The organism is Micromonospora sp. CPCC 205546 (assembly GCF_036902715.1).
Classification (GTDB): domain Bacteria; phylum Actinomycetota; class Actinomycetes; order Mycobacteriales; family Micromonosporaceae; genus Micromonospora.
In genome coordinates this window covers 1-22095 of record NZ_JBAKHL010000080.1, presented here as the reverse complement: position 1 = coordinate 22095, position 22095 = coordinate 1, and the positions used below count along the sequence as shown (strand labels likewise).

The window sequence follows — 22095 nt, the reverse complement described above, 5'->3', positions numbered from 1 at the left end:
GACGAACGACAGGAGTGAGGTACCGGTGGACCCGCTCGATCGCATCGACGAACTGATCACCATGGTGGAGCAGGCCCGCTCCGTCCCGATGTCGCGCAACAACTGCATGGTCGACCGGGGAGAGTTCATCGCGGCCCTCGACGACCTGCGCGCCGAACTCCCCGCCGACCTGCGCCGGGCCGCCGCGCTGCTGGAGGAGCGGGACAAGATCATGGAGGCCGGCAAGCGCGAGGCCGACCGGATCATCAGCGAGGGTGAGGCGGAACACGCCCGGCTGGTCTCGGTGAACGAGATCACCGTCTCCGCCGAGCATGAGGGCGCGCGGATCATCGCCGAGGCCCGCGCCGAGGCGCAGCGCCTGCGCGAGGAGGTCGACGACTACGTCGACACCGCGCTGGCCAACTTCGAGCAGTTCCTCACCCGGGCGCTGGCCTCGATAGAGCGGGGCCGGGACAAGATGCACGCGCTGCGTGAGATCGGCACCTTCGGTGGGGAGGAGGCGGAACGCCCGCTACCCTTCTGAGCGGCACCTCACCAGCCGGCAGACGGGGCGGGCGTCGCCCCCGGTTCGACGGTCCGGCGGTCGCCCAGGTAACCTCTTTTGTCGGCCTCTCACCGGCCGGAGTCTGACTATGCCCAAACACACGCCATCGACACTCGACCCCAGGTCGCCGCTGGTCCTCGACACGAGGGAGCTGCCGCGCCGACCTGGTGCCTTGCGTACGGTCAAGCGGGTGGTGCCGGCACCGGCGGACCTCGGCGGCGAGATGATCGCCGTGCCGCAGGGCGCGGACCTCGACCTCGACCTGAGGTTGGAGTCGGTGTCCGAGGGCGTGCTCGTCTCGGGAACCGTCACCGGTTCCGTCCGGGGCGAGTGCGGTCGCTGCCTACGCGAGATCGACGACTCGCTGGCTGTGCGGATCCAGGAGCTGTACGCGTACGAGAACAGCACCACGGATACCACGACCGACGAGGACGAGGTGGGCCGGATGCAGGGCGATCTGATCGACCTGGAGCCGGCGCTGCGGGACGCGGTGGTGCTCACGCTGCCGACCAACCCGCTCTGCCGGGAGGACTGCCCTGGACTGTGCCCCGAATGCGGGGTGCACCGGGACGATCTGCCGGCCGACCACAGTCACGAGCAGATCGACCCGCGTTGGGCGGGCCTGTCGCAACTGAACCGTAAAGAGGAGTAGGAACCGTGGCCGTCCCCAAGCGCAAGATGTCGCGCAGCAACACCCGCGCCCGCCGGGCGAACTGGAAGGCGACCGTGGTCGCGACCGTGGCCTGCCCCCAGTGCAAGTCGGCCAAGCTGCCGCACGCCGCCTGCTCCGTCTGCGGCACCTACAACGGCCGCCAGGTTCTCGAGGTCTGACCTGGACGCCGAGTGACGCCCCCGACCCCCGGTCGGGCGGCGCGCGCACCCTGGCAATCGCCCGGTGTCCCGGCTCCCTCCGACGTCGGTCGGCCTGTTCCGGCCGGCGTCCCGGTGGAGCCGGGCACCGCGCGGATCGCCGTTGACCTCCTCGGCGGGGACGACGCTCCCGCCGTCGTGGTTGACGGCGCTCTGCGGGCCGTGCGCGCCGACCCTGACCTGCACCTGCTGCTCGTCGGTCCGGCCGAGGCCGCCGGCGAGGTGATCCGTGCCCTCGACCCGGGGCAGCGCGCCCGGGTCACCGTACGGCCGGTGCGCGTCGCCGTCGGCATGGCCGACCACCCCGTGGCCGCCCGCGCCGACAGCACCGTCCGCGCCGCCGTGCACGCCGTGCGCGACGGCGTCGCCGACGCGTTCGTCTCGGCGGGCTCGACCGGCGCCACCGTCACCGCCGTCGCGCTCGGCCTCGGCCGCTGGCCCGACGTGCGCCGTCCCGCGCTGGTCGCCACCCTGCCGGCCGTCGCCGGCCCGGTGGTCCTGCTGGACGTCGGCGGCTCGCTGGAGCCGCGTCCGGTCACCCTGGCCCGCCACGCCGTGCTCGGTGCCGCCTACGCGGCGGTGGCACACGCCGTCACCGCGCCCCGGGTGGGGCTGCTGTCGGTGGGCACCGAAGCGGGCAAGGGCGACCGCGCCCGCCGGCTCGCCGACCCCGTCCTCGCCGCCGCGACGCTGCCCTGCGGCGGCCGCTACGTCGGCCTCGTCGAGGGCTACGACGTCTCCCTCGGCGCGCGCGCCGATGTGGTGGTCACCGACGGGTTCACCGGTAACGTGCTGCTCAAGGCGATCGAGGGCGCGTACGCGATGGCCGGCGGGGCGCCCTCCGGTGGGGTCGCCCCCCGCGCGGCGGCCCTGCTCGGAGTCGCCGGGACGGTGGTCGTCTGCCACGGGGCCGCCCGCGCCGAGGACGTCGCCGCGGGCATCGCGCTGGCCGCCCATCTCTGGCGGCGCCGCGCCAACGACCAGGTACGGGCGCTGCTCGACGGCGCCGAGGCGGGCGACCGCGAGGACAGCACCGACCGCATCATCGACACCGAGGTACCCACATCATGAGCAACGACAAGCGGCGGCGGGCGTCCGTCGGTCACCTGGAAGCCGCATTCGGCGTCAGCCTGGATCCGGAGCTGCTCGAGCGCGCGCTGACCCACCGCTCGTACGCGTACGAGAACGGCGGCCTGCCCACCAACGAGCGGTTGGAGTTCCTGGGCGACTCGGTGCTCGGCGTGGTGATCACCACCGCGCTGTTCCACAACCACCCCGACCTGCCCGAGGGGCAGCTGGCCAAGCTGCGGGCCAGCGTGGTCAACATGCGCGCCCTCGCCGACGTGGCCCGGGGCCTCGGCCCGGACGGGCTCGGCGCCTACCTCCTGCTGGGCAAGGGGGAGGAGACCACCGGCGGCCGGGACAAGGCGAGCATCCTCGCCGACACCCTGGAGGCGCTGCTCGGCGCGATCTACCTGCAGTACGGGCTGGACACCGCCGCCATCGTCATCCACCGGCTGTTCGACCCGCTGATGGCGGAGTCGGCGGGTCGGGGCGCGGCCCTGGACTGGAAGACCAGTCTCCAGGAGCTGACGGCGGCGCTCGGACTCGGCGTCCCCGAGTACCGCATCGAGGGCACCGGGCCGGACCACCTGAAGACGTTCACCGCCTGGGTGGTGGTCGCCGGCAACCGCTACGGCGGGGCCGACGGGCGCAGCAAGAAGGAAGCCGAGCAGCGGGCCGCCGAGGCGGCCTGGCGCACGCTCACCGACCAGGCGGAGCGGGAGCCGGCCGGGGCGGGCGACCCGGTGGCCGAGGACCCGACGGTGGAGACCGCCGAGGCGGGCCTGGGCCGTGCCTGAGCTGCCCGAGGTCGAGACGGTCCGGCAGGGGCTGGCCCGCTGGGTCACCGGCCGGCGGATCTCCTCCGTCGAGGTGCGCCACCCCCGGGCCGTACGGCGGCACGCGCCCGGCGGCGGGCACTTCGCCGACGTGCTGGCCGACCGGACGGTGCTGGACGTACGCCGCCGCGGCAAGTACCTGTGGCTGCCGCTGGACAGCGGCGACGCCGTGATCGGACACCTCGGCATGTCGGGTCAGCTGCTGGTGCAGCCCGCCGACGCCCCCGACGAGACGCACCTGCGGGTCCGGTTCCGGTTCACCGACGACGGTCCCGAGCTGCGTTTCGTCGACCAGCGCACGTTCGGCGGCCTGTCTGTCTCCACCGGGGGCGCGGAGCTGCCGGCGGAGATCGCGCACATCGCCCGGGACCCGATGGACCCGCAGTTCTCCGCAACGGCGTTCGTCGCCGCGCTGCGCCGGCGGCGCACCGAGGTCAAGCGGGCGCTGCTGGACCAGACGCTGATCTCCGGGGTGGGCAACATCTACGCCGACGAGGCGCTGTGGCGGGCGAAGCTGCACGGCGCCCGCCCCACAGACGCGTTGACCGGCCCGGCCGCGCTGCGGCTGCTGGGTCACGTCCGCGACGTCCTCGCCGAGGCGATCACGTCCGGCGGCACCAGCTTCGACGCCCTCTACGTCAACGTCAACGGCGAGAGCGGTTACTTCGACCGGGCCCTGAACGTCTACGGGCGGGAGGGACTGCCGTGCCCCCGGTGCGGCGCGCCCGTCCGGCGCGAGGCGTTCATGAACCGCTCGTCCTACAGCTGCCCGCGTTGTCAGCCCCGCCCCCGGGCGACGCTCCGGGGGTGACCCCCGGACGGGCCCGGACCGCCCGCGGCGTGTCGGCCCGGTCGGGCCACGGGAAGGTGCCGGTGCTCAGGGCGCCGCGCAGGGGATCCGCCACGCGTCGAGCTGGCGTTGCTTGCGCATCGAGGAGAAGCCGTAGCCCACGGTGGTCACGCAGAAGTCCGTCGTCGAGCCCGCGTACTCCACGTGGAACACCGGTTTGCCCGCCTCGACGAACGGCAGCAGCCGGTCGCACCGGTCGAGCCGCACGCACTCCTCGTTGACGGCGAAGTCGAAGTCCGGGGCCAGGGCGGCCACCTGCTGCAGGTCGTTGACCAGGCCGGGGGAGAGGCTCAGCGAGCGGGCCAGCCCGGCCAGCCGGCGGTTGAACAGCAGTTGGTCGTCGAAGCCGAGCGGGAAGCCCGACCGGTGCGCGTAACCGTCGGCGTCGGCCAGCGCGACCGCCCCGAAGCCCTTGCCCCGGCAGAGCCGGAACCGGTCGGCCAGCACCGGGCGCAGCGTGTCCCACTGCCGTACGTCGAGCCAGCGGCTCTGCGGCCGGTGCGACACGGCGCCCCGTACGGCGGCCGGGAACCGGTCGGCGTCCGGGTCGCCCGGCAGGACGGAGCCGACGTGCACCTGGCAGACCAGCCGGCGGTCGCGGGAACGCAGCTCGGTGGTCTGCGCGGCGGTGGTGGCGACCGGGTCGAGCAGGAAGACGTCCGCCTCGACGGTCGGGTCGAGCACGCCGCTGAGCTGCCACTGCCACCGCCATCGGCCCGATGACGCCGCCGGCCAGCTGGTCGGGGCGCCCGGGGCGGTGAGGTCCACCCGACAGGCGGCGAGCACGCCCAGCAGCGCGAGCGCGACGCAGGCCGGCAGGGCAACGCGCAGGCCCCGCCCGACGGCGCGCGTACGCGGCCGGATCCGCATCGGCAGCTCCGCAGGTCGCGGGCGGTCGTGCACCGCCCGGGCGGGTACGCCGTGTCGGCGTACCTCACCCGGTCAAACGAGCGCGGACCCGGCCACGACTCGCGTTCAGCGCGGCGCGGCGAAGACCTGCGTCCAGTACGGCCCGTTACTGCTGGCGACGCCGACGCCGATCTCGGTGAAGGCGCAGTTCAGGATGTTGGCCCGGTGGCCGGGGCTGTTCATCCAGGCGTCCATGACGGCGGCCGGCGTCTTCTGGTTCCAGGCGACGTTCTCGCCGTAGGTGCGCCAGGAGTAGCCGACCCGGTCCAGCCGCGTCCCGACGTTGCTGCCGTCGCTGCCGGTGTGCGACATGTTGCGGTGGTCGGCCTGGTCCTGGCTGTGCCGCTGGGCCGCGGTCGTCAGCTTGTCGTCGATGCCCACCGCGCCGCAGCCGGCCTTGGCGCGCTCGGCGTTGACCAGGTCGACGACCTGCCGGGCCTCGCTGCCGGCCCCGCTGCTGCCGACCGGGGCCTTCGTGCCGCCGCCGGTCGGGGCGGCGCTCCGCTCGGGGGTGCGCCGGGAGGGCGCCGTGGTGCGCGACGGTGCCGGCGTCGGCCTGGCGGTCCTGGTGGCGGACGGGGTGGGCTTGGCGGTGGTGGGCGCGGTGCTCGGGGTGGGGGAGGCCAGCGCGTCACCGGGCGCCGATTCGGTGGCCGGCAGCACCGGGGCGGCGGCGATCGTGTCGTCGACGGCGGCCGGCTGGGTCGCCGGCCCGCCGCCGGTCAGCGTGACCGCGCCGACGCCGAGGCTCACCACGAGGGTGGCGGCAGCGGCGGCGCCACCGATCAGCAGCGGGCGGGGGAACCGGCGGCGCGGGCGGTGGCGGCCCTCGGTGCCGGCGGGCGTCGCGGTCGCCGGGGCGGCCCCCAGCGCGGCGAGGTCGACCGGGGCGTCCGTCGACGCGGCGGGCGCGGGCCGCCAGCGCCCGGTCGGGGCGTCGTCGGGCTCGGGCTGCCACTGGGCGGTCGGGGCGTGGTCGGGCTCGGACGCCCAGCGCGCGGTCGGGGCGTGGTCGGGTTCGGGTCGCCACTGGGCGGCCGGCTCGGACTGCCAGCGTGCGGTCGGCTGGTCGCGGTGCCATTCGTCGGCGGGCCGCTGCGGGTCGTCCCCGAACAGGTAGGCCGATCGCGGCTCCGGACGGTCGGTGAGCCAGGCCGGCGGCTCGTCGCCCAGCGGCTGCTCGCGGCGCCGGGGCGCGCCGTCCGGGTCGTTCGGATCGGTCCAGCCGTACACGCCTTGCCTCCAAGGGGTCGCTTGCGGGGCCGGGGTGACGCTACGTGGCGGGCGCGAACAGCGGCAACGTGGCTAAGGAAGAGTTAAGGGGAAGCCGGGCGCCTCGGTGGGGACTTCCCGCGATCCGAGGCGTAGAGTCAGGGTGTCCGGACAGAGTGTGTCCGCGCCTTGTGGCAGCCCCCCGCCAAGTGGTCAGGTCGACGTGGAAATGATCTACGGCCTGCGAGAACTTGACGAATGAGGGGGTGTCGGCTCAATATGTAGGTGTCGCCAGTCGCGCCCGGTCATGCCCAGAATCGTCTGGGGTGACAGCCGCGTACACATTTGGGCGCGCGTTGGCCGGCCCTTCCGGCAGCGCATATCAAGGAGTCAACATGGCTAAGGCCCTGTACGGCCACGTAGGTGCGGCGCCCGATCGGCGCCTGCTCGACGAGGTCACCCGACTGCGTGCCACGGTTCGGGGTCTGGAGTTCGAGATCACGCGACTGCGTGCCGAGAATGATCGGCTCGCGGCGGCTGCGGCGGAGGCGGATGATCTGCTCCGTCTGGCCGAGCCCGCGCTGACCTGATCTCCAGATCGCAAAACTGAATCGCACCACGCACAAAGAGCGCGCCGACACTTCTGTGCCGGCGCGCAGCTCTGTCCGCACCATTTCGCCGGTGCCCAATCAATGATCTTGTGTGGCGCCGCCGGACGAATCCCGCGCCGCCCGAGCCGCCGCCCGTCCCGCCGACGGGCCCGCGGGAGAGCCGGGGCGGCGAAGGGGCCCGTGTGGCCCCGGCGAGGGTCCGGCGGTCGCCAGGCGGGTCGAGTGCCCGGCTGTTCCCCGTCCCGGGTTAGTCTGCGGGTTCACCCAGGTCCGCGCAGCCGGCGACGGTACGGCGGCCACCGGACGAGGATCGAGAAGGTGCATCTCAAGAGCCTGACGGTGAAGGGATTCAAGTCCTTCGCCTCCGCGACGACGCTGAAGCTGGAGCCCGGGATCACCTGCGTGGTCGGTCCCAACGGCTCCGGCAAGTCCAACGTCGTCGACGCCATCGCCTGGGTGCTCGGCGAGCAGGGCGCCAAGGCGCTGCGCGGCGGCAAGATGGAGGACGTCATCTTCGCCGGCACCGCCGGCCGTGCCCCCCTGGGCCGGGCCGAGGTGACCCTCACCATCGACAACACCGACGGCGCGCTGCCGATCGAGTACACCGAGGTGTCGATCACCCGCCGGATGTTCCGCTCCGGCGAGAGCGAGTACGAGATCAACGGCGACTCCTGCCGGCTGCTCGACATCCAGGAACTGCTGTCGGACTCGGGCATCGGCCGGGAGATGCACATCATCGTCGGCCAGGGCCGGCTCGACGGGATGCTGCACGCCAAGCCGGAGGACCGGCGGTCGTTCATCGAGGAGGCGGCCGGCGTCCTCAAGCACCGCAAGCGCAAGGAGAAGGCGCTGCGGAAGCTCGACGCGATGCAGACGAACCTCAACCGGCTCACCGACCTGACCGCCGAGCTGCGCCGCCAGCTCAAGCCGCTGGGCCGGCAGGCGGAGGTGGCCCGCCGCGCCGCGGCCATCCAGGCGAACCTGCGCGACGCCCGGCTGCGGCTGCTCGCCGACGACCTGGCCACCCTGCGCGCCACCCTCGACCGGGAGATCGCCGACGAGACCGCGGTGCGCGAGCGGCGCGAGCAGGTCGAGGCCGAGCACACCGAGGTGCAGGCGCGCCTCGGCGAGCTGGTGGCGGCCCTCGCCGAGGATGCGCCGCTGCTGGCCGCCGCCCAGGACACCTGGTACAAGCTCTCGGCCCTCTCCGAGCGGTTCCGCTCCATCGAGCAGCTCGCCCGGGAACGGCTGCGGCACCTCAGCGCCGGCGGGGACGACGAGCGCCCCGGTCGCGACCCCGACCAGTTGGAGGCCGAGGCCGAGCGGATCCGGGAGCAGGAGGAGGAGTTGCGCGCCGCGCTCACCGACGACCAGATCCGGTTGGCCGAGGCCGTCGAGCACCGCCAGGAGTTGGAGCGGCAGCTCGCCGCCGCCGAACGCGAGCTGGTCGCCGCGGCCAAGGCGATCGCGGACCGGCGGGAGGGCCTGGCCCGGCTGACCGGTCAGGTCAACTCCGCCCGGGCCCGGACCACCAGCGCCGGCGAGGAGATCGAACGGCTCGCCGCCGCACACACCGACGCGCTGGCCCGGGCCGACCAGGCCCAGGCCGAACTCGACGCCGTCGCGGAGCAGTCCACCGAGGCCGACCGGGACAACGCCGACCTCGATGCCCGGCACGCCGAGGCGGTCGCCGCCCAGGAGCGGGCGCAGGCCACCGTGCGGTCGCTGACCGACGCGGAGCGGGCGGCGGAGAAGGACGCCGCGACCTGGAAGGCCCGGGAGGAGGCGCTCGCCCTCGGCCTGCGCCGCAAGGACGGCGCGGGCGCGCTGCTGGCCCGCGCCGACGAGGTCCCGGGCCTGCTGGGCAGCCTGGCCGGGCTGCTCACCGTCGCCCCCGGGCAGGAGGCCGCGCTCGCCGCCGCCCTCGGCGGGCTCGCCGACGCGGTCGCGGTCAGCGGCGTCGACGAGGCCGTCGAGGCCATGCGGCTGCTGAAGATCTCCGACGCCGGCCGCGCCGGCCTGCTGGTCGGCAGCCCCGCCGGCCCGGGCATGGACGGTTCCGCCGACGCGCTGCGGCCGAAGCTGCCCGACGGCGCCCGCTGGGCGCCCGACCTGGTCGAGTGCTCCCCGCAGATCCGCCCCGCGGTGCACCGGGCGCTGCGCGACGTGGCGCTGGTCGACGACCTCGCGGCGGCGGCCGAGGTGGTCGCCGGCAACCCGGAGCTGCGCGCCGTCACCCCCGACGGGGACGTGGTGGGCGCGTACGCGGCGGCCGGCGGGTCGGCCAAGGCGCCCAGCTTCATCGAGGTGCAGGCCGCCGTCGAGGAGGCCCGGTCGAACCGCCTCGCCGCCGAGCGCGCCGGCGCGGAGCTGCGCGAACAGCTCGTCGACGCCCGCGCCGAGGTGGCCGCCGCCAAGGAGACGGTGCAGCACGCCGCCGCCGCCAAGCGGGAGGCGGAGAGCCACCGCAACGCCGCCGCCCGCCGCCTGGCCGAGCTGGGCGCGGCGGCCCGCTCCGCGAAGGCGGAGACCGACCGGCTCGGCGAGTCGCGGGCCCGCGCGGAGGCCGCCCGGGAGCGGGACCTGCTGACCCTGGCCGAGCTGGAGGAGCGGCTTCGGCTGGCCGAGGAGACCCCCGTCGACGCGGAACCCTCCACGGAGGAACGCGACCAGCTCGCCGCGATGGTGCCGCAGGCGCGGCAGAACGAGATGGAGGTCCGGCTCGCGGTGCGTACCGCCGAGGAACGGGTCTCCTCGATCGCCGGCCGCGCGGACTCGCTGCGCCGGCAGGCCACCGCCGAGCGGGCCGCGCGGGAACGCGCGGCGGCGCGGCGGGCGGCGCGCGCCCGGGGCGCGGGGATCGCCCGGGCCGTCACGGGCGGAGCCCGGGAGGCCCTCACCCGCCTGACCACCTCCATCGCCGCGGCCGAGGAGCACCGCGACGCCGTGGCGCGCGAGCGCGCCGCCCGCGAGGCCGAGCTCCAGGAGGTACGCGGCGCGGCCAAGCGGCTCGGCGCGGAGCTGGAGCGGCTGACCAGCCAGGTGCACCGCGACGAGGTGGCCCGCGCCGAGCAGCGGCTGCGCATCGAGCAGCTGGAGGCGAAGGCCGCCGAGGACTTCGGCCTGGACGTGGAGACCCTCGTCGCCGAGTACGGCCCGACCCAGCCCGTCCCGCCCACCCAGGCCGACGTGGCGGCGGCCGAACGCGACGGCCTGCCGGTGCCCGAGCCCGTCCGCTACGAGCGGCCGGTGCAGGAGAAGCGCGCCGCCAAGGCGGAACGGGAACTGGCCCTGCTCGGCAAGGTGAACCCGCTGGCCCTGGAGGAGTTCGCCGCGCTGGAGGAGCGCTACAAGTTCCTCACCGAGCAGCTGGAGGACCTCAAGGCCACCCGCCGCGACCTGCTCACCGTGGTCAAGGACGTCGACGACCGGATCCTGGAGGTCTTCGCCAGCGCGTTCGCCGACACCGCCCGGGAGTTCCAGCAGGTCTTCACCGTGCTCTTCCCCGGGGGCGAGGGGCGGCTGGTGCTCACCGACCCCGACGACCTGCTCACCACCGGCGTCGAGGTCGAGGCCCGCCCGCCCGGCAAGAAGATCAAGCGACTGTCGCTGCTCTCCGGCGGCGAGCGTTCGCTGACCGCGGTGGCGATGCTGGTGGCCATCTTCCGGGCCCGGCCGAGCCCGTTCTACATCATGGACGAGGTGGAGGCGGCGCTCGACGACGTCAACCTGGGACGGCTGATCACGCTGCTGGCCCAGTTGCGGGAGAAGAGCCAGCTCATCGTCATCACGCACCAGAAGCGGACGATGGAGGTCGCCGACGCCCTGTACGGCGTGACCATGCGCAACGGGGTGACCCAGGTGATCAGCCAGCGGCTCAACCGGGCCGACGGAGACGAGCGGCGTGGCCGCGGCGAGGAGAACGAGTAGTGGGTCGGGAACGGGCGACGGCGCTCCTGGTGGACTTCGACGGCGTCCTGCGCCGGTGGGACCCGACGGTGGCCGCCGGGGTGGAGCGGGAGTACGGGCTGTCCGAGGGCGTACTCACCGAGATCGCCATGCAGTGGGGGCGGCTCCAGCCGGTGCTGACCGGGCGGGTCAGCCACGCCGACTGGATGACCAGCGTGGCCGACGCGCTGGCGGACTCCGTGGGCGGTCCCGAGCGGGCCCGGGCCGCAGTGGAGCAGTGGCAGCGCTACCGGGGCGAGGTGGACCCCGAGGTGCTCGCCTTCATCCGCGAGGCGCGGGCCGGCGGCATCCGGGTGGGGCTCGGCACGAACGCCACCGACCTGCTCGACGCCGACCTCGCCGCGCTCGGGCTGGTGGGCGAGTTCGACGTGGTGGTCAACTCCTCCGAGGTCGGGGTGAACAAGCCGGCCAAGGAGTACTTCCAGGCGGCCTGCGACGCCCTGGCGACCCCGCCCGGGCGGGTGCTCTTCGTCGACGACGAGGACTGGGCGATCCGGGGCGCCCGCGTCGCCGGGTTGTCGGCGCTGCGGTGGAGCGGCCCGGCCGACCTGCGGTACGCGCGGGCGGCCCTGGCGTACTGAGGTCTGTGCGCCAGCGGCGCGTCCCCGGCGCACCGGGTACCGGCGGCGGAGGCTAGTCCTGGGCCGGTGCCGTCGGGGTGCCTCCCCGGAGCGCCTCGCTGAGCCGTTCGTCGAGGTCGGACGGGAGCGCGCCGCCGGTCAGCACGGTGCGGACGTAGCCGCGCAACACCCGGCTGAAGTGGACGTAGTGAGGCGACACGGGGCGGAGTCGAGCGGTGTCGACGGCGGCCCGCAGCTTGTCGACGTACGGATGCTTCGCCTTGATCGCCGCCTCCGAATAGACGACGTCCCGCGTCGCGGCGAACCCGCCGCGCTCGAACAGCATCCGTTGGCTCTGCTCCCCGGTGAGGAACGCGATCAGCGCCTGGGCGGCCCGGGGCTGCTGGCTGCGGCGGGCGACCGCCAGGTTCTGCCCGCCCAGCACGCTCGGCCCCGGCAGCGCCTCGACGCCGAAGCGGACCGTCGCGGCCGACGGCGTCGCGGGTGCGGTGGGGGCATCGGCGTCCGTGAGCTGCCGGTACGCGACCGGCCAGTTGCGCATGAAGGCGACCTCCCCCGCCCGGAACGCCTCGCGACTGCGGGCCTCGTTCTGCGTGAGCGCCTTCGGCGACACCACTGACGGTCCGGCGGCGGGAGCGACCACACCCGCCGGGGCCAAGGACCGCAGTGCGTCGGCGAACCGGTCCTGGTCGACCGACACGCGGCCTTCTCCGTCGACGCGCAGATCACCGCCGACGGCCCAGAGGGCCTCCAGCGTGTTGACGGTGAGCCCCTCGTAGTCCGCGAGCTGGCTGGTGTAGCCGGCCTCCAGCCCGGGCACCTTCGCCCCCAGCAGCCGGGCCGACTCGCGCTCGATCTCCGGCCACGCGAACGGCGGCTGCAGCCCGAGGTCGGTGCGGTAGAACAGCAGTCCGGCGTCGGTGTTGAAGGGCAGGGCCCACAGGTCGTCGTCGTAGCGGCAGGTGCTCAGGGGGTTCTTCAGGAAGACCTCGTCCGGGCGGTCGACCAGCCGTGACTCGTCGACGGGCCGCAGCAGGTCCTTGTCGGCGAACTCGGCGGTCCAGGTGACGTCGAGGTTGAACACGTCGATGTCCGCGTCGTCCTGGGCCCGGTTGACCATCTCCGCGTGCTGGCCGTCCGAGGCCTCCGACAACGAGACGATCCTGGCCTGGTTGCGCGGGTGCGAGGCGTTCCACAGGTCGATGAGCGCCTGTCGTTGACCGCCCACGCTGTCGTCGCGGCCGCTGATGATCACGAGCTCGCCGGGCTCCAGGTCCTCGGGACCGTCGACGATCGGCAGCAGGACGAACAGCAGGCTGGCCACCAGCAGGCCGCTGAGGTTGCCGAGCCAGAACGGCAACCACCGGCCCCGGCGGCCGTCGCGCCGCTCCGGCGCCGGGTCCTCGGTCTCCGACATCACTGCGCTCCTTCCCAGAGCGCGGCGAACAGCCGGCTCAGCACGTCGTCGATGCTGTCGGCGCGGGTGTCGTAACAGTCGCCACCGGTGCCCCGGGCGAGACGGTCGAGCGTGGAGCCGGCGCAGGCGACGTCGCCGACGGCGAGCACGTAGAGCCGCACACCGGCCAGGGCCGCGACGGGCGGAGCCGGCTGCCCGCTGGTGTCCTGGCCGTCGGTGAGCACCACGAGGGCGCGCAGGGGGTCGCCGTCGCCGGCCCGCAGCTGGGTGACACCCTGCCGCAGGGTCCGGTACAGCGGCGTGTCCCCGGACGGCCGGACCCGCTGGAGCGCCGCGCGCAGGCTGGCGGCCCGCACCACGCCCGGGTGGCCGATCGGCACCAGCTGCCGGGAGTTGCCGGCGGCGGTGGAGAAGGTGACGAGGCCGAACTCGTCCCGCCGCCCCATCTGCTCCACGGACCGTCCCACCCCGTCGACCGCCACCTCGAAGCGGGTCCTGCGCCGGTCCTCGCTCGGGCTGCGCATCGAGCCGGAGGCGTCCAGCGCCACCAGCACCCGCCCGGGCCGGTGCGCGTCGAGGTGGATGCGCCGGGCCCGGTCCTGGTCGGTGACCAGCGCCTCCCTGAGCGGCCGGGGCAGGCCGAACGGCCATTCCCGCAGCGCCCCGTTGGTGTTGTCCACCGGCGCGCCGATGTCGTGGCCGGCCGGGCGGAGGCCCGCCCGCAGCAACGCCTGCTTGCCGTCGTCCTCGCTGGCCAGCCAGCGGACGAACGTGTTGGCGGCCGCCCGGACGCGCTCGCCCTGCACGGCGTCCGGCCAGCGGAGTCGGGCGACCGAGGAGAAGAGGACGGGTGAGTCTGCCGGATAGAACGCCTGTAGACGCTCCGCTCTCGGGGGCACGTGGCGGGTGGTGCAGCTGGCGCCGATCGGCAGACCCTGGTTGTAGCGGACCAGCGACTGTTCGGTGAGGATCACGGCGGGCGTGCGGCCCGCCGGCGCGGTCGCGGCGAGGATCCGCTGGCGGCACAGCACCGCGACGTCGTCGCCGATCGGATACGAGCCGGCGTCGAGGCTGCGGTCCAGGAACTGCTCCACGCGCTGCCGGGCCTGCGACGCGGGGATGAGCTCTCCCCGGTCGAGGTAGAGCGCGTGGGTGGCCAGCCGGCCCACCGCCGACGACTTCGGGTCCGCCCGCACCACGCCCCACCCGTCGCCGTCGGGACCCGACCGGACGGCTCGCCGAAACAGTTCCGGCCAGGCCATCGTCATGGCGCGGTGATCGGCGTCCGCGCCGGCGAGCCGACCCGTCGGCACACCGAGGACCAGGGGTGACCACGCGACGGGCTGGACCTCGGTGACCACGCCGGCCCCGGCCCCGCCCAGCCGGTCCAGCTCGCTGGCGGACTCTGGCAGCCAGAGGTCCGGGTGTGGTCCGACGTCCCGCAGGAAGCGGTGGTCCGGCTCGCCGGACGAGCCCCAGCCGGCCCTGATGCCTGCCCGCAGATCCTCGTCGGAAGCGGGGAAGAGGTAGATCCGCGCGGACGGGCAGCCGCCGGTGCGCCGCGCGCTCCACCGTTCGAACGCGTCGGCCACCTCCTGGTAGGGGAGATGACCCGCGACGGAGGTGGCCACCCGTATCCGCGTCGGCTGGTGACATCCGGTGGAGGCCGTGCCGGTCGGGTCGGCGTGGCCGGTGGACCCGACCAGCAGGGCGCAGACCGCGAGGAGGGGCAGGACGACCCGGCGCGGCAGCGCACCGTGCAGCGGGGGCCAGTCCGGCAGCGGGACGAGTCGGTCCCGCGGCCGCCGGGGAGTGGGACGACCCGCGGGCGGGACGCTCGGTCGGCCCTGGTCCGCCGGCCTGCGTCCCGGGACCCAGCCGACCGCGATGATGCCCTCCCGCCGGTACGACGAGAGCGTGGGCCGTTGCCGGTGCTCCGCCCTGCGGAGCACCCTGGCCGCGTACCGGTGCAACTCTTCGGTGTCGACGACGCCGTCGCCGTTGCTGTCGGCCTCTCCGGTGCGCAGCCCTTCGACGACCGCCCGGGTGAAGACGCCCTGCTCGTCCTCGTGGCTGAACTCGTTGCTGGTGCACGCGGTGATGACCACGTGCCCCCGCCCGCGGAACGGCTCGGCCAGGTCGGGCACTCCCCGGCTGCGCAGGCCGCGCGCGAAGGCGCCGCTGTAGCAGCAGTCGAGCAGGACGATGATCTGTCTCGCCAGGCTCCGGGCCATCTCGTGCTGGACGTGCTCCGCCGACAACGCGGTGTAGCGAAGCTCGGTGGCCCGGCTGCTGGAGTCGGACGCGGCGAAGAAGAGCCGGCCGTCGTCGTCCTTCTTGCCGTGGGCCGAGATGTGCAGGAGCAGGACGTCCTCGGGCCGCCCCTCGCCGAAGTGCTTGGCGACGGCGAGGCCGATGTCGCGGATCGGCCGGTTCCGCAGCACCGTCACCGTGTCGAAGGCGCCGATCTCCGGGTCCTTGAGCACTTCACGGAGTGAGTCGGCGTCCCGGACGGTGCCGGGAAGGTCGTCGAACTCCTTCTCCGCGTAGACCCCGTTCGCGATGATCAGCGCGTGTCTCATCGGGCGGTCGGGAACACCCGGTCGATGAAGGCGTCGGTGAGTCGCCGTTGCTGGTCGGCGGTGGCGTCGTCGAGGATCAGCGCGTCTTCGCCGATCCGCACCTCGACCCGGCCGCGACCGCGTCGGGACTGCCAGTCACCGACGACACGGAGCACGCCGCTCACCACGTCGGCGTGTGCCACCAGTGCGGCGAGCAGCGTGCCCAACTCGACCAACTCGCCCGCCCGGGCACCGCTCGGTGGGGCCGCCCCGGACGCCGCCCGGCCGAGGGAGACGACGCCGTCCGCCTGCCGCAGCTCCTGAAGCAGCCGACCCGCTGCTTCCTCCGTCCCGTCCTCGTCACCATCCACTGTGGTGAACCGCGCCACGACCGTGTCCATCCATCGAACGGTAGCAGCTGTCCGCACACCTCCCGGTCACGCTCCGTGCGGGAGTTCCGTCCCCGGTGGGGCCGCCGGTGGGCCGTCGACACCCCGTCCGCACGGTGACCCCGCCGGGCCGGCTCACTCCCCGGTCACCCCGTCGATGCGTTCGCGGAGCAGGTCGGCGTGGCCGTTGTGCCGGGCGTACTCCTCGATCATGTGCACGTAGGCCCAGCGCAGGTTGAACGTCCGGCGCTTCGGGCCGACCTCGGTGAAGGTCTCGTCGAGCGAGCGGCCGGCGACGGCGGCGCGGGCCAGCGCGACCTCCCGGTGGAAGGTGGCGAAGTCGGCCTCGGCGTCGGCGGCGCCGACGTCGTGGTCGGCGTCCGGGTTCTCGGGGGTGAAGTAGGGGTAGTCGACCTGTTGGCCGGCGAAGTTCTCCCGGAACCACCAGGCCTCCACCTCGGCCAGGTGCCGGACCAGACCGAGCAGGGTGAGCCCCGAGGGCTCCACGCTCGGCGTGCAAAGCTGCTCGGCGGTCAGCCCGGCGCACTTGAGCAGCAGGGTCTGCCGGTGGTAGTCCAGCCAGCCCTCCAGCATGGTGCGTTCGTCGCCGACGTAGGGCTCAGGGGTCCGGGTGATCTCCGGTGCTCGCCAGGTCATGCCCGTCATCCTGGCCGGCACCCCCGACAACCGCGAGGGGGTTACCGGGGTGCCGCGGGCACCGGCGGCGCGTGGGCGGTGGCCCGCCCGCCGCGGGCGGGCCGGCCGGGGCCCGGCGGGCGGCTCACCCGCCGGGCGTCAGGCGTTGCCGCATGACCTCGCGCAGGTGCCCGTCGCTGGTGGTGCCCTCGATGGTCACCTCGGCCGTCCGGCCGGCGTGCACCAGCGTGGCGACCGCGTTGCCGAAGTACGGTCCGGCCAGCCGCTTCCAGCGGAAGGGCGGGCGGCGCACCCCGGCGGTGCGGGCGAGGGCCCGGGTGGCCCCGGACGGCCCGGGCGACCAGCCGAGCTTCATCAGCGGCCGCATCCCGGCGGGCACCTGGTTGTGGATGGGCGAGCAGGTGAGCTGGTGCACCGGGGTGACCACGCTCCGGTCGTCGAACCGCGCCCGCGCCACGTACGAGTGGTGCACGTCGCCGGAGAGCACGCTGATCGACGCGGGCGGCGCGTACGCCGGGCCGGCCCCGACGCGCTCGCCGGACTCGCCGGGGGTGCCACTGCCGAGGCGGGCGAAGAGCGCGCCCAGGCCTTCGAACGAGCGGCGGAAGGCGGCCCAGTGCTCCAGGTCGAGTCCCCGGCGCAGCTTCTCCGACAGCCCGGCGACCCAGCGCCGCCGCGAGTCGGCCAGCTTCTCGTTCCACGCCTCCACGTGGTGGATGCCCGGCGGCAGCAGCCAGGGCAGGGACGCGCCGACCACGAGGTGGTCGTAGACGCCGTGCGCCCGGTCCAGGAACCACGACCACTCGCCCGGGGGCAGCATCGCCCGCTGGCCGGCTGCCAGCACCCGACTGCACCGGTTGTCGAGCATGACCAGCCGGGTCCGGCCCAGGTCCAGCGCGTAGCTCCACTGGTACTGCACGGCCCGCCACCGCTCGGTGTCGTGGGCGAGGTCGGCCTCGGTGTCGACCCGCTGGCCGAACTCGCGCAGCACGCCCGTGGCGTCCTCCGCCGCGACGACCTTGGCGTAGACCGGGTCGGCGGCGATCTCGTCGGGGGAGAGGTTGCCCAGGTGCTGGTAGACCCAGTACGAGGCGAGGCCGCTGGCGATCCGCTCCGCCCACCAGGGCTGCTCGCGCATGTCCGAGCGCCAGGCGGCCGAGGTGTTCCAGTCGTCGATGACCTCGTGGTCGTCGAAGATCATCACGCTCGGCACGGTGGAGAACAGCCAGCGGATCTCCGGGTCCCGCCAGGACTCCAGGTAGAGCTTCGTGTACTCGTCGAAGCTGACCACCTGGTCGCCCGGCGCGCCCTTGGGCCGCCGGCGGCGCCGCTTCAGCAGCCGCCGGACCGTGGGGGAGGTCACGTCCGCGTAGACCTGGTCGCCGAGGAGCACCAGCAGGTCGGGCACGTCGGCCGGGTCCGGGTCGGCCATCAGCCGTCGGGCGTACGCGTCGAGGGCGTCCGGGGGCAGCCGCCGGGTGGTGGCGTGCTGGGTGGTCTCCCGGCAGGAGCCGAAGACCATCCGGACGGGCTGGTCGAGGTCGTCGGCCGCCCGGGTGCGGATCACGCTGGGCGGGAACGTGCTCTTCGGCACCGGCCAGGCGACCTCGTCGTCGATCAGCACCTCGTAGCTGGTGGCGCTGTCGGGGGTGAGCCCCTCCACCACGACGAGCGCGTAGTGGTGCTCGTACGCCGAGAAGGTGGGGGCGGTGCCGCCGGCGCCGTCGGCGGTGCGGACGGTGACCACCGCGGGCGCGCTGGTCTCGACCCAGATGGTGGCCCTCGTGCCGACCACCCTGCGGAGCAACGGGCCGATGAGCAGGTGTGCCGCGGGCATGGTCGACCTCCAGATGAGCGGACTTCATCTTTACTACCCGGCCGGCGGTCGCACCACTGCTGGCTGTGACCGAGCCTACCGCCGGCTTCCGCGGACCCGGTCGGGAGCGGTGGCTGGGACAGCTCCGCCGGCATCTGACAGGATTCCGGCATGACCGAATACCTCCTCATCGCGCTCGCCCTGCTCGGCGTGCTGATCCTTGGCGGCATCGGGCTGGTCGTGCCGCGGCTGCGCCGGCGACCGGAGCCGCCGCTGCCCGAGACGGAGGTCGACACCCGGGCCGAGGAGGACCTGGCCGGCCCGCCGGTGGAGGCGCCGGAGGCCGAACTGTCCACCGGGATCCTGGTGGAACCGCCGGTCGTCGAGGCCCCGGCCCCGGTGCTGGAGGTGCCCGAGCCGACCGCCGGGCGGCTGGTCCGGCTGCGCTCGCGGCTGTCCCGCTCGCAGAACTCCTTCGGCAAGGGTTTGCTCGGCCTGCTCAGCCGCGACCACCTCGACGAGGACGCGTGGGAGGAGATCGAGGACAGCCTGATCACTGCCGACGTCGGCATCGACGCCACGCGGGAGATCGTCGACCGGCTGCGCGAGCGGACCCGCGTCCTCGGCACCCGCTCCGCGAACGAGCTGCGGGCCCTGCTCGCCGCCGAGCTGGTCAACGCGCTCGACCCGACCCTGGACCGGTCGCTGCGGACCGCGCCCAAGGAGGGCGTGCCGGCGGTGCTGCTGGTCGTCGGCGTCAACGGCGCGGGCAAGACCACCACCTGCGGCAAGATCGCCCGGGTGCTCGTCGCCGACGGGCGCACCGTGCTGCTCGGCGCGGCCGACACCTTCCGGGCCGCCGCCGCGGACCAGCTGGAGACCTGGGGCGGACGGGTCGGGGCGGAGACCGTCCGCGGGCCGGAGGCGGCCGACCCGGCCAGCGTGGCCTTCGACGCCGTCAAGCGGGGCATCGAGACCGGCGTCGACACCGTGCTGATCGACACCGCCGGCCGGCTGCAGAACAAGATCGGCCTGATGGACGAGCTGGGCAAGGTCAAGCGGGTGGTGGAGAAGCACGGCCCGATCGACGAGACGCTGCTGATCCTCGACGCCACCACCGGGCAGAACGGGCTGGAGCAGGCCCGCGTCTTCACCGAGGTGGTCAACGTGACCGGCGTCGTGCTCAGCAAGCTCGACGGCACCGCCAAGGGCGGCATCGTGATCGCCGTGCAGCGCAAGCTGGGCATCCCGGTCAAGCTGGTCGGGCTCGGCGAGGGCAAGGACGACCTGGCCCCGTTCGACCCCGCACAGTTCGTCGACGCGCTGCTCGGTACCGAGCCGCTCGCCCGGGACGCGTAACCTCGCAGTGACGACCGACGATCGCGCCTACGCCGGCTGGCGCGACCCCAGCCACCCGTCGCCGCGCCTCGGGAGACCGTACGTGACTTCGCAGGAGATCCCGCTGCACGGCGGGAACGTCAGCACCGTGGTCCGGGTCGGCGACACGGTCCGGCGCAACGCCGGGCCGTGGACGCCCTCCGTGCACGCCCTGCTGCGCCACCTGGAATACGTGGGCTTCACCGGGGCGCCCCGCGCGCTCGGCATGGACGAGCGCAACCGGGAGGTCCTGTCGTACCTGGAGGGGGAGTGCGGGGAATACCCGCTGGCCCCGCACTGGGTCACCGACGAGGCGCTGGTGACCGTCGCCACCATGCTGCGGATGTTCCACGACGCCCAGTACGGCTTCGTCCCGCCGCCCGGGGCGGTGTGGCGCTCGTTCGGCCCGCCGCCGCCGGACACCGAGGTGATCTGCCACCACGACGCCGCCCCGCACAACGTGATCTGGCGGCCCGACGGCACCCTCGGGCTGATCGACTTCGACCTCGCCTCGCCCGGCGCCCGGATCTACGACGTGGCGTACGCGGCCTGGACCTGGGTGCCGATCTTCTCCGACCGGGACTCGATCACGCTCGGCTGGAAGCACCCCGACCGGCCGCGCCGGCTGCGCCTCTTCGCCGACGCCTACGGGCTGATCCCCCGCGACCGGCACCGGCTGATCCGCACCATCCGCAAGCGGATCGTGGACCACGTGGAGGGCATCCGCCGGATGGCCGCCGCCGGTGAGCCGGCCTTCGTCCGGATCGTGCACAAGGGGCACCTGCGCCGGCCGATGCGCGACCTGCGGCTGCTCGACTACGAGCGCAACGCCCTGGAGTACGCGCTGCGTTGAGTCGCCCGTACCGCCGGGTGCCGCCCCGCGCCGGCGGTGAGGTTCCCTTCACACGTCGGAAACACGCCGTCACCGACCCGAAATCGACGGGTGACGCCGGGGGAAACAGGGAGCGAGCAGGCTTCCGCACATCCGGCGTACGGGCGACGCTGCCCCGGAAGCCGTGAAGGAGGGAACTTCACCTTTAGGAGGCCAGCGTGCCCGAGGCACCCACGATCGATTCCGGCAACACCGTCTGGTTGCTGGTGTCGACGGCGCTCGTGCTGCTCATGACGCCCGGACTGGCGCTGTTCTACGGCGGCCTGAACCGGGCCAAGGGTGTACTGAACATGATGATGATGAGCTTCTCCGCGATCGGGCTCATCTCCGTTCTGTGGTGGTTCTACGGTTTCAGCATCGCCTTCGGCGGTGATGTCAACGGGCTCTGGGGCGACCCGGGCGCCTACCTCGGCACCAAGACCTTCCTCGCCGAGACCGACCTCTGGGGCGCGACGGCGGAGAACCCGAGCGGCATCGGCGTCCCGCTCTACGTGTTCATGGCCTTCCAGATGATGTTCGCCGTGATCACCGTCGCGCTGATCAGCGGCGCCGTCTCCGACCGGGCGAAGTTCGCCGGCTGGCTGCTGTTCGCGTTCGGCTGGGCGACGCTGGTCTACTTCCCGGTCGCGCACTGGGTGTGGGGCGGCGGCATCATCGGCGGCGACCTGCACGCGCTCGACTTCGCCGGCGGCACCGCCGTGCACATCAACGCCGGCGCGGCGGCCCTGGCGCTGGCGCTGGTGCTGGGCAAGCGGCTCGGCTGGCCCCGGGAGGGCATGAAGCCGCACAACATCCCGCTCGTCGCGCTCGGCGCCGGGCTGCTCTGGTTCGGCTGGTTCGGCTTCAACGCCGGTTCCGAGCTCACCGTCGACTCGGTCGCCGGCCTGGCCTTCGTCAACACGCAGCTCGCCACGGCCGCCGCGGTGCTCGGCTGGATCGTCGTCGAATGGATCAAGGACGGCAGGCCGACCCTGGTCGGCGCCTCGTCCGGCGCCGTCGCCGGCCTGGTGGCCATCACCCCGGCGTGCGGTTTCGTCGCGCCCTGGGCGGCGGTGCTGCTCGGCCTGGTCGCCGGGGCGGTCTGCGCGCTGGCGATCAGCCTCAAGTACAGGCTCGGCTACGACGACTCGCTCGACGTGGTCGGCGTGCACTTCGTCGGCGGCTGGATCGGCTCGCTCTGGCTCGGCCTCTTCGCCACCAACTCGGTCAACGGGGCGATCGGCGACGTGATCGGCGCCTCCGACGGGCTCTTCTACGGCGGCGGGGTCACCCAGCTCGGCCGGCAGGCCCTGGCCGGCCTGATCGTCACGGCCTGGTCCTTCGCGGTGGCCTGGGCGCTGGCCTTCGCGATCGACAAGACGATCGGTTTCCGCCTCCGGGGCGAGGACGAGGTCGGCGGGATCGACATCGCCGAGCACGCCGAGAGCGGCTACGACCTGTCGCCGGCCGCCGGCAGCGGCGGGGGCAGCGCGTTCGCCATGGCCGGGCTGGCCGGCGCCCGGCCGGCGACGGCACCGGCGGGCGCGCCCGCCGAGCCCG

At 73.9% G+C, this 22095-nt stretch carries 19 protein-coding genes; 12 read left to right on the top strand and 7 right to left on the bottom strand.

The genetic code is table 11. The features are described 5' to 3' along the window. Positions 1-25: 25 nt before the first annotated feature. From V6U77_RS26050 to mutM, 6 genes are all read left to right on the top strand, one after another. Positions 26-523 carry a hypothetical protein gene (locus V6U77_RS26050; protein ID WP_334609347.1) on the top strand — a complete coding sequence of 166 codons (498 nt, stop codon included), beginning with the start codon at positions 26-28 and terminating at the stop codon, positions 521-523. Positions 524-632: 109 nt separating this feature from the next. Beyond that, positions 633-1196: a YceD family protein gene (locus tag V6U77_RS26045; RefSeq protein WP_334609346.1), complete on the top strand. Its 564-nt coding sequence runs from the start codon at positions 633-635 to the stop codon at positions 1194-1196. Positions 1197-1201: 5 nt separating this feature from the next. Next, positions 1202-1375 carry a 50S ribosomal protein L32 gene (rpmF, locus tag V6U77_RS26040; protein WP_018786309.1) on the top strand — a complete coding sequence of 58 codons (174 nt, stop codon included), beginning with the start codon at positions 1202-1204 and terminating at the stop codon, positions 1373-1375. 114 nt (positions 1376-1489) lie between these two features. Beyond that, entirely contained in the window at positions 1490-2485 is a 996-nt protein-coding gene (locus tag V6U77_RS26035; RefSeq protein WP_334609345.1) for a phosphate acyltransferase PlsX, read from the top strand. Next, positions 2482-3276: a ribonuclease III gene (gene rnc, locus V6U77_RS26030; RefSeq protein ID WP_334609344.1), complete on the top strand. Its 795-nt coding sequence runs from the start codon at positions 2482-2484 to the stop codon at positions 3274-3276. Before V6U77_RS26035 ends, rnc begins: the two co-directional genes overlap by 4 nt. Further along, complete coding sequence (gene mutM, locus V6U77_RS26025; RefSeq protein ID WP_334609343.1) at positions 3269-4126, top strand: bifunctional DNA-formamidopyrimidine glycosylase/DNA-(apurinic or apyrimidinic site) lyase; 858 nt, start codon at positions 3269-3271, stop codon at positions 4124-4126. Before rnc ends, mutM begins: the two co-directional genes overlap by 8 nt. Positions 4127-4192: 66 nt before the next feature. On the opposite strand, the gene V6U77_RS26020 is transcribed toward mutM, so the two are convergent. Together V6U77_RS26020 and V6U77_RS26015 are read right to left on the bottom strand one after the other, a co-directional pair. Then, on the bottom strand, positions 4193-5035 hold the full coding sequence (locus tag V6U77_RS26020) for an endo alpha-1,4 polygalactosaminidase (RefSeq protein WP_334609342.1): 843 nt from the start codon (positions 5033-5035) through the stop codon (positions 4193-4195). A 105-nt stretch (positions 5036-5140) separates the two neighbouring features. After that, positions 5141-6307, bottom strand: a complete 1167-nt coding sequence (locus V6U77_RS26015) for a CAP domain-containing protein (RefSeq protein WP_334609341.1) — start codon at positions 6305-6307, stop codon at positions 5141-5143. 374 nt (positions 6308-6681) lie between these two features. On the opposite strand from V6U77_RS26015, the gene V6U77_RS26010 reads away from it, so the two are divergent. The 3 genes from V6U77_RS26010 (at position 6682) to V6U77_RS26000 (ending at position 11447) form a co-directional block, all read left to right on the top strand. Next, positions 6682-6876: a hypothetical protein gene (locus V6U77_RS26010; RefSeq protein WP_334609340.1), complete on the top strand. Its 195-nt coding sequence runs from the start codon at positions 6682-6684 to the stop codon at positions 6874-6876. 339 nt (positions 6877-7215) lie between these two features. Beyond that, the gene (gene smc, locus V6U77_RS26005) at positions 7216-10827 is read left to right on the top strand and encodes a chromosome segregation protein SMC (protein ID WP_334609339.1); all 3612 of its coding nucleotides are present in this window, start codon (positions 7216-7218) and stop codon (positions 10825-10827) included. Then, positions 10827-11447: an HAD family hydrolase gene (locus V6U77_RS26000; protein WP_334609338.1), complete on the top strand. Its 621-nt coding sequence runs from the start codon at positions 10827-10829 to the stop codon at positions 11445-11447. Before smc ends, V6U77_RS26000 begins: the two co-directional genes overlap by 1 nt. A gap of 52 nt (positions 11448-11499) precedes the next feature. Here V6U77_RS26000 and V6U77_RS25995 read toward each other — a convergent pair whose 3' ends face one another. The 5 genes from V6U77_RS25995 to V6U77_RS25975 all read right to left on the bottom strand — a co-directional run bounded on the left by V6U77_RS25995 (position 11500) and on the right by V6U77_RS25975 (position 18308). After that, the gene (locus V6U77_RS25995; RefSeq protein WP_334609337.1) at positions 11500-12864 is read right to left on the bottom strand and encodes an extracellular solute-binding protein; all 1365 of its coding nucleotides are present in this window, start codon (positions 12862-12864) and stop codon (positions 11500-11502) included. Further along, positions 12864-15446: a caspase, EACC1-associated type gene (locus V6U77_RS25990; protein ID WP_334609336.1), complete on the bottom strand. Its 2583-nt coding sequence runs from the start codon at positions 15444-15446 to the stop codon at positions 12864-12866. Before V6U77_RS25990 ends, V6U77_RS25995 begins: the two co-directional genes overlap by 1 nt. Continuing rightward, positions 15443-15826 (bottom strand): hypothetical protein, encoded by a 384-nt coding sequence (locus tag V6U77_RS25985; RefSeq protein WP_334609335.1) that lies wholly within the window; start codon positions 15824-15826, stop codon positions 15443-15445. The genes V6U77_RS25990 and V6U77_RS25985 overlap by 4 nt, the downstream gene beginning before the upstream one ends. Before the next feature lie 123 nt (positions 15827-15949). Continuing rightward, a complete protein-coding gene (locus V6U77_RS25980; RefSeq protein WP_334609334.1) occupies positions 15950-16471 on the bottom strand; it encodes a DinB family protein in 522 nt (173 codons plus the stop codon). 124 nt (positions 16472-16595) lie between these two features. Then, positions 16596-18308, bottom strand: a complete 1713-nt coding sequence (locus V6U77_RS25975; RefSeq protein ID WP_334609333.1) for an alkaline phosphatase D family protein — start codon at positions 18306-18308, stop codon at positions 16596-16598. A gap of 150 nt (positions 18309-18458) precedes the next feature. Here V6U77_RS25975 and ftsY point away from each other — a divergent pair, with 150 nt between their 5' ends. The 3 genes from ftsY to V6U77_RS25960 all read left to right on the top strand — a co-directional run. Continuing rightward, positions 18459-19646 (top strand): signal recognition particle-docking protein FtsY, encoded by a 1188-nt coding sequence (gene ftsY / locus V6U77_RS25970; RefSeq protein ID WP_334609331.1) that lies wholly within the window; start codon positions 18459-18461, stop codon positions 19644-19646. A 7-nt stretch (positions 19647-19653) separates the two neighbouring features. Next, a complete protein-coding gene (locus tag V6U77_RS25965; RefSeq protein WP_172896564.1) occupies positions 19654-20517 on the top strand; it encodes an aminoglycoside phosphotransferase family protein in 864 nt (287 codons plus the stop codon). A gap of 197 nt (positions 20518-20714) precedes the next feature. Continuing rightward, a partial coding sequence (locus V6U77_RS25960; RefSeq protein ID WP_334609330.1) for an ammonium transporter occupies positions 20715-22095 on the top strand: 1381 nt, incomplete at its 3' end.

What these genes read in the sequence shown, in the direction of transcription:
- V6U77_RS25980 (WP_334609334.1), bottom strand. Translation starts at nt 16,471, where the DNA reads ATGACCTGGCGAGCACCGGAGATCACCCGGACCCCTGAGCCCTACGTC.
- V6U77_RS26010 (WP_334609340.1), top strand. Translation starts at nt 6,682, where the DNA reads ATGGCTAAGGCCCTGTACGGCCACGTAGGTGCGGCGCCCGATCGGCGC.
- V6U77_RS26045 (WP_334609346.1), top strand. Translation starts at nt 633, where the DNA reads ATGCCCAAACACACGCCATCGACACTCGACCCCAGGTCGCCGCTGGTC.
- V6U77_RS26020 (WP_334609342.1), bottom strand. Translation starts at nt 5,035, where the DNA reads ATGCGGATCCGGCCGCGTACGCGCGCCGTCGGGCGGGGCCTGCGCGTT.
- rnc (WP_334609344.1), top strand. Translation starts at nt 2,482, where the DNA reads ATGAGCAACGACAAGCGGCGGCGGGCGTCCGTCGGTCACCTGGAAGCC.
- V6U77_RS25990 (WP_334609336.1), bottom strand. Translation starts at nt 15,446, where the DNA reads ATGAGACACGCGCTGATCATCGCGAACGGGGTCTACGCGGAGAAGGAG.
- V6U77_RS25985 (WP_334609335.1), bottom strand. Translation starts at nt 15,826, where the DNA reads ATGGACACGGTCGTGGCGCGGTTCACCACAGTGGATGGTGACGAGGAC.
- ftsY (WP_334609331.1), top strand. Translation starts at nt 18,459, where the DNA reads ATGACCGAATACCTCCTCATCGCGCTCGCCCTGCTCGGCGTGCTGATC.
- V6U77_RS25995 (WP_334609337.1), bottom strand. Translation starts at nt 12,864, where the DNA reads ATGTCGGAGACCGAGGACCCGGCGCCGGAGCGGCGCGACGGCCGCCGG.
- V6U77_RS25975 (WP_334609333.1), bottom strand. Translation starts at nt 18,308, where the DNA reads ATGCCCGCGGCACACCTGCTCATCGGCCCGTTGCTCCGCAGGGTGGTC.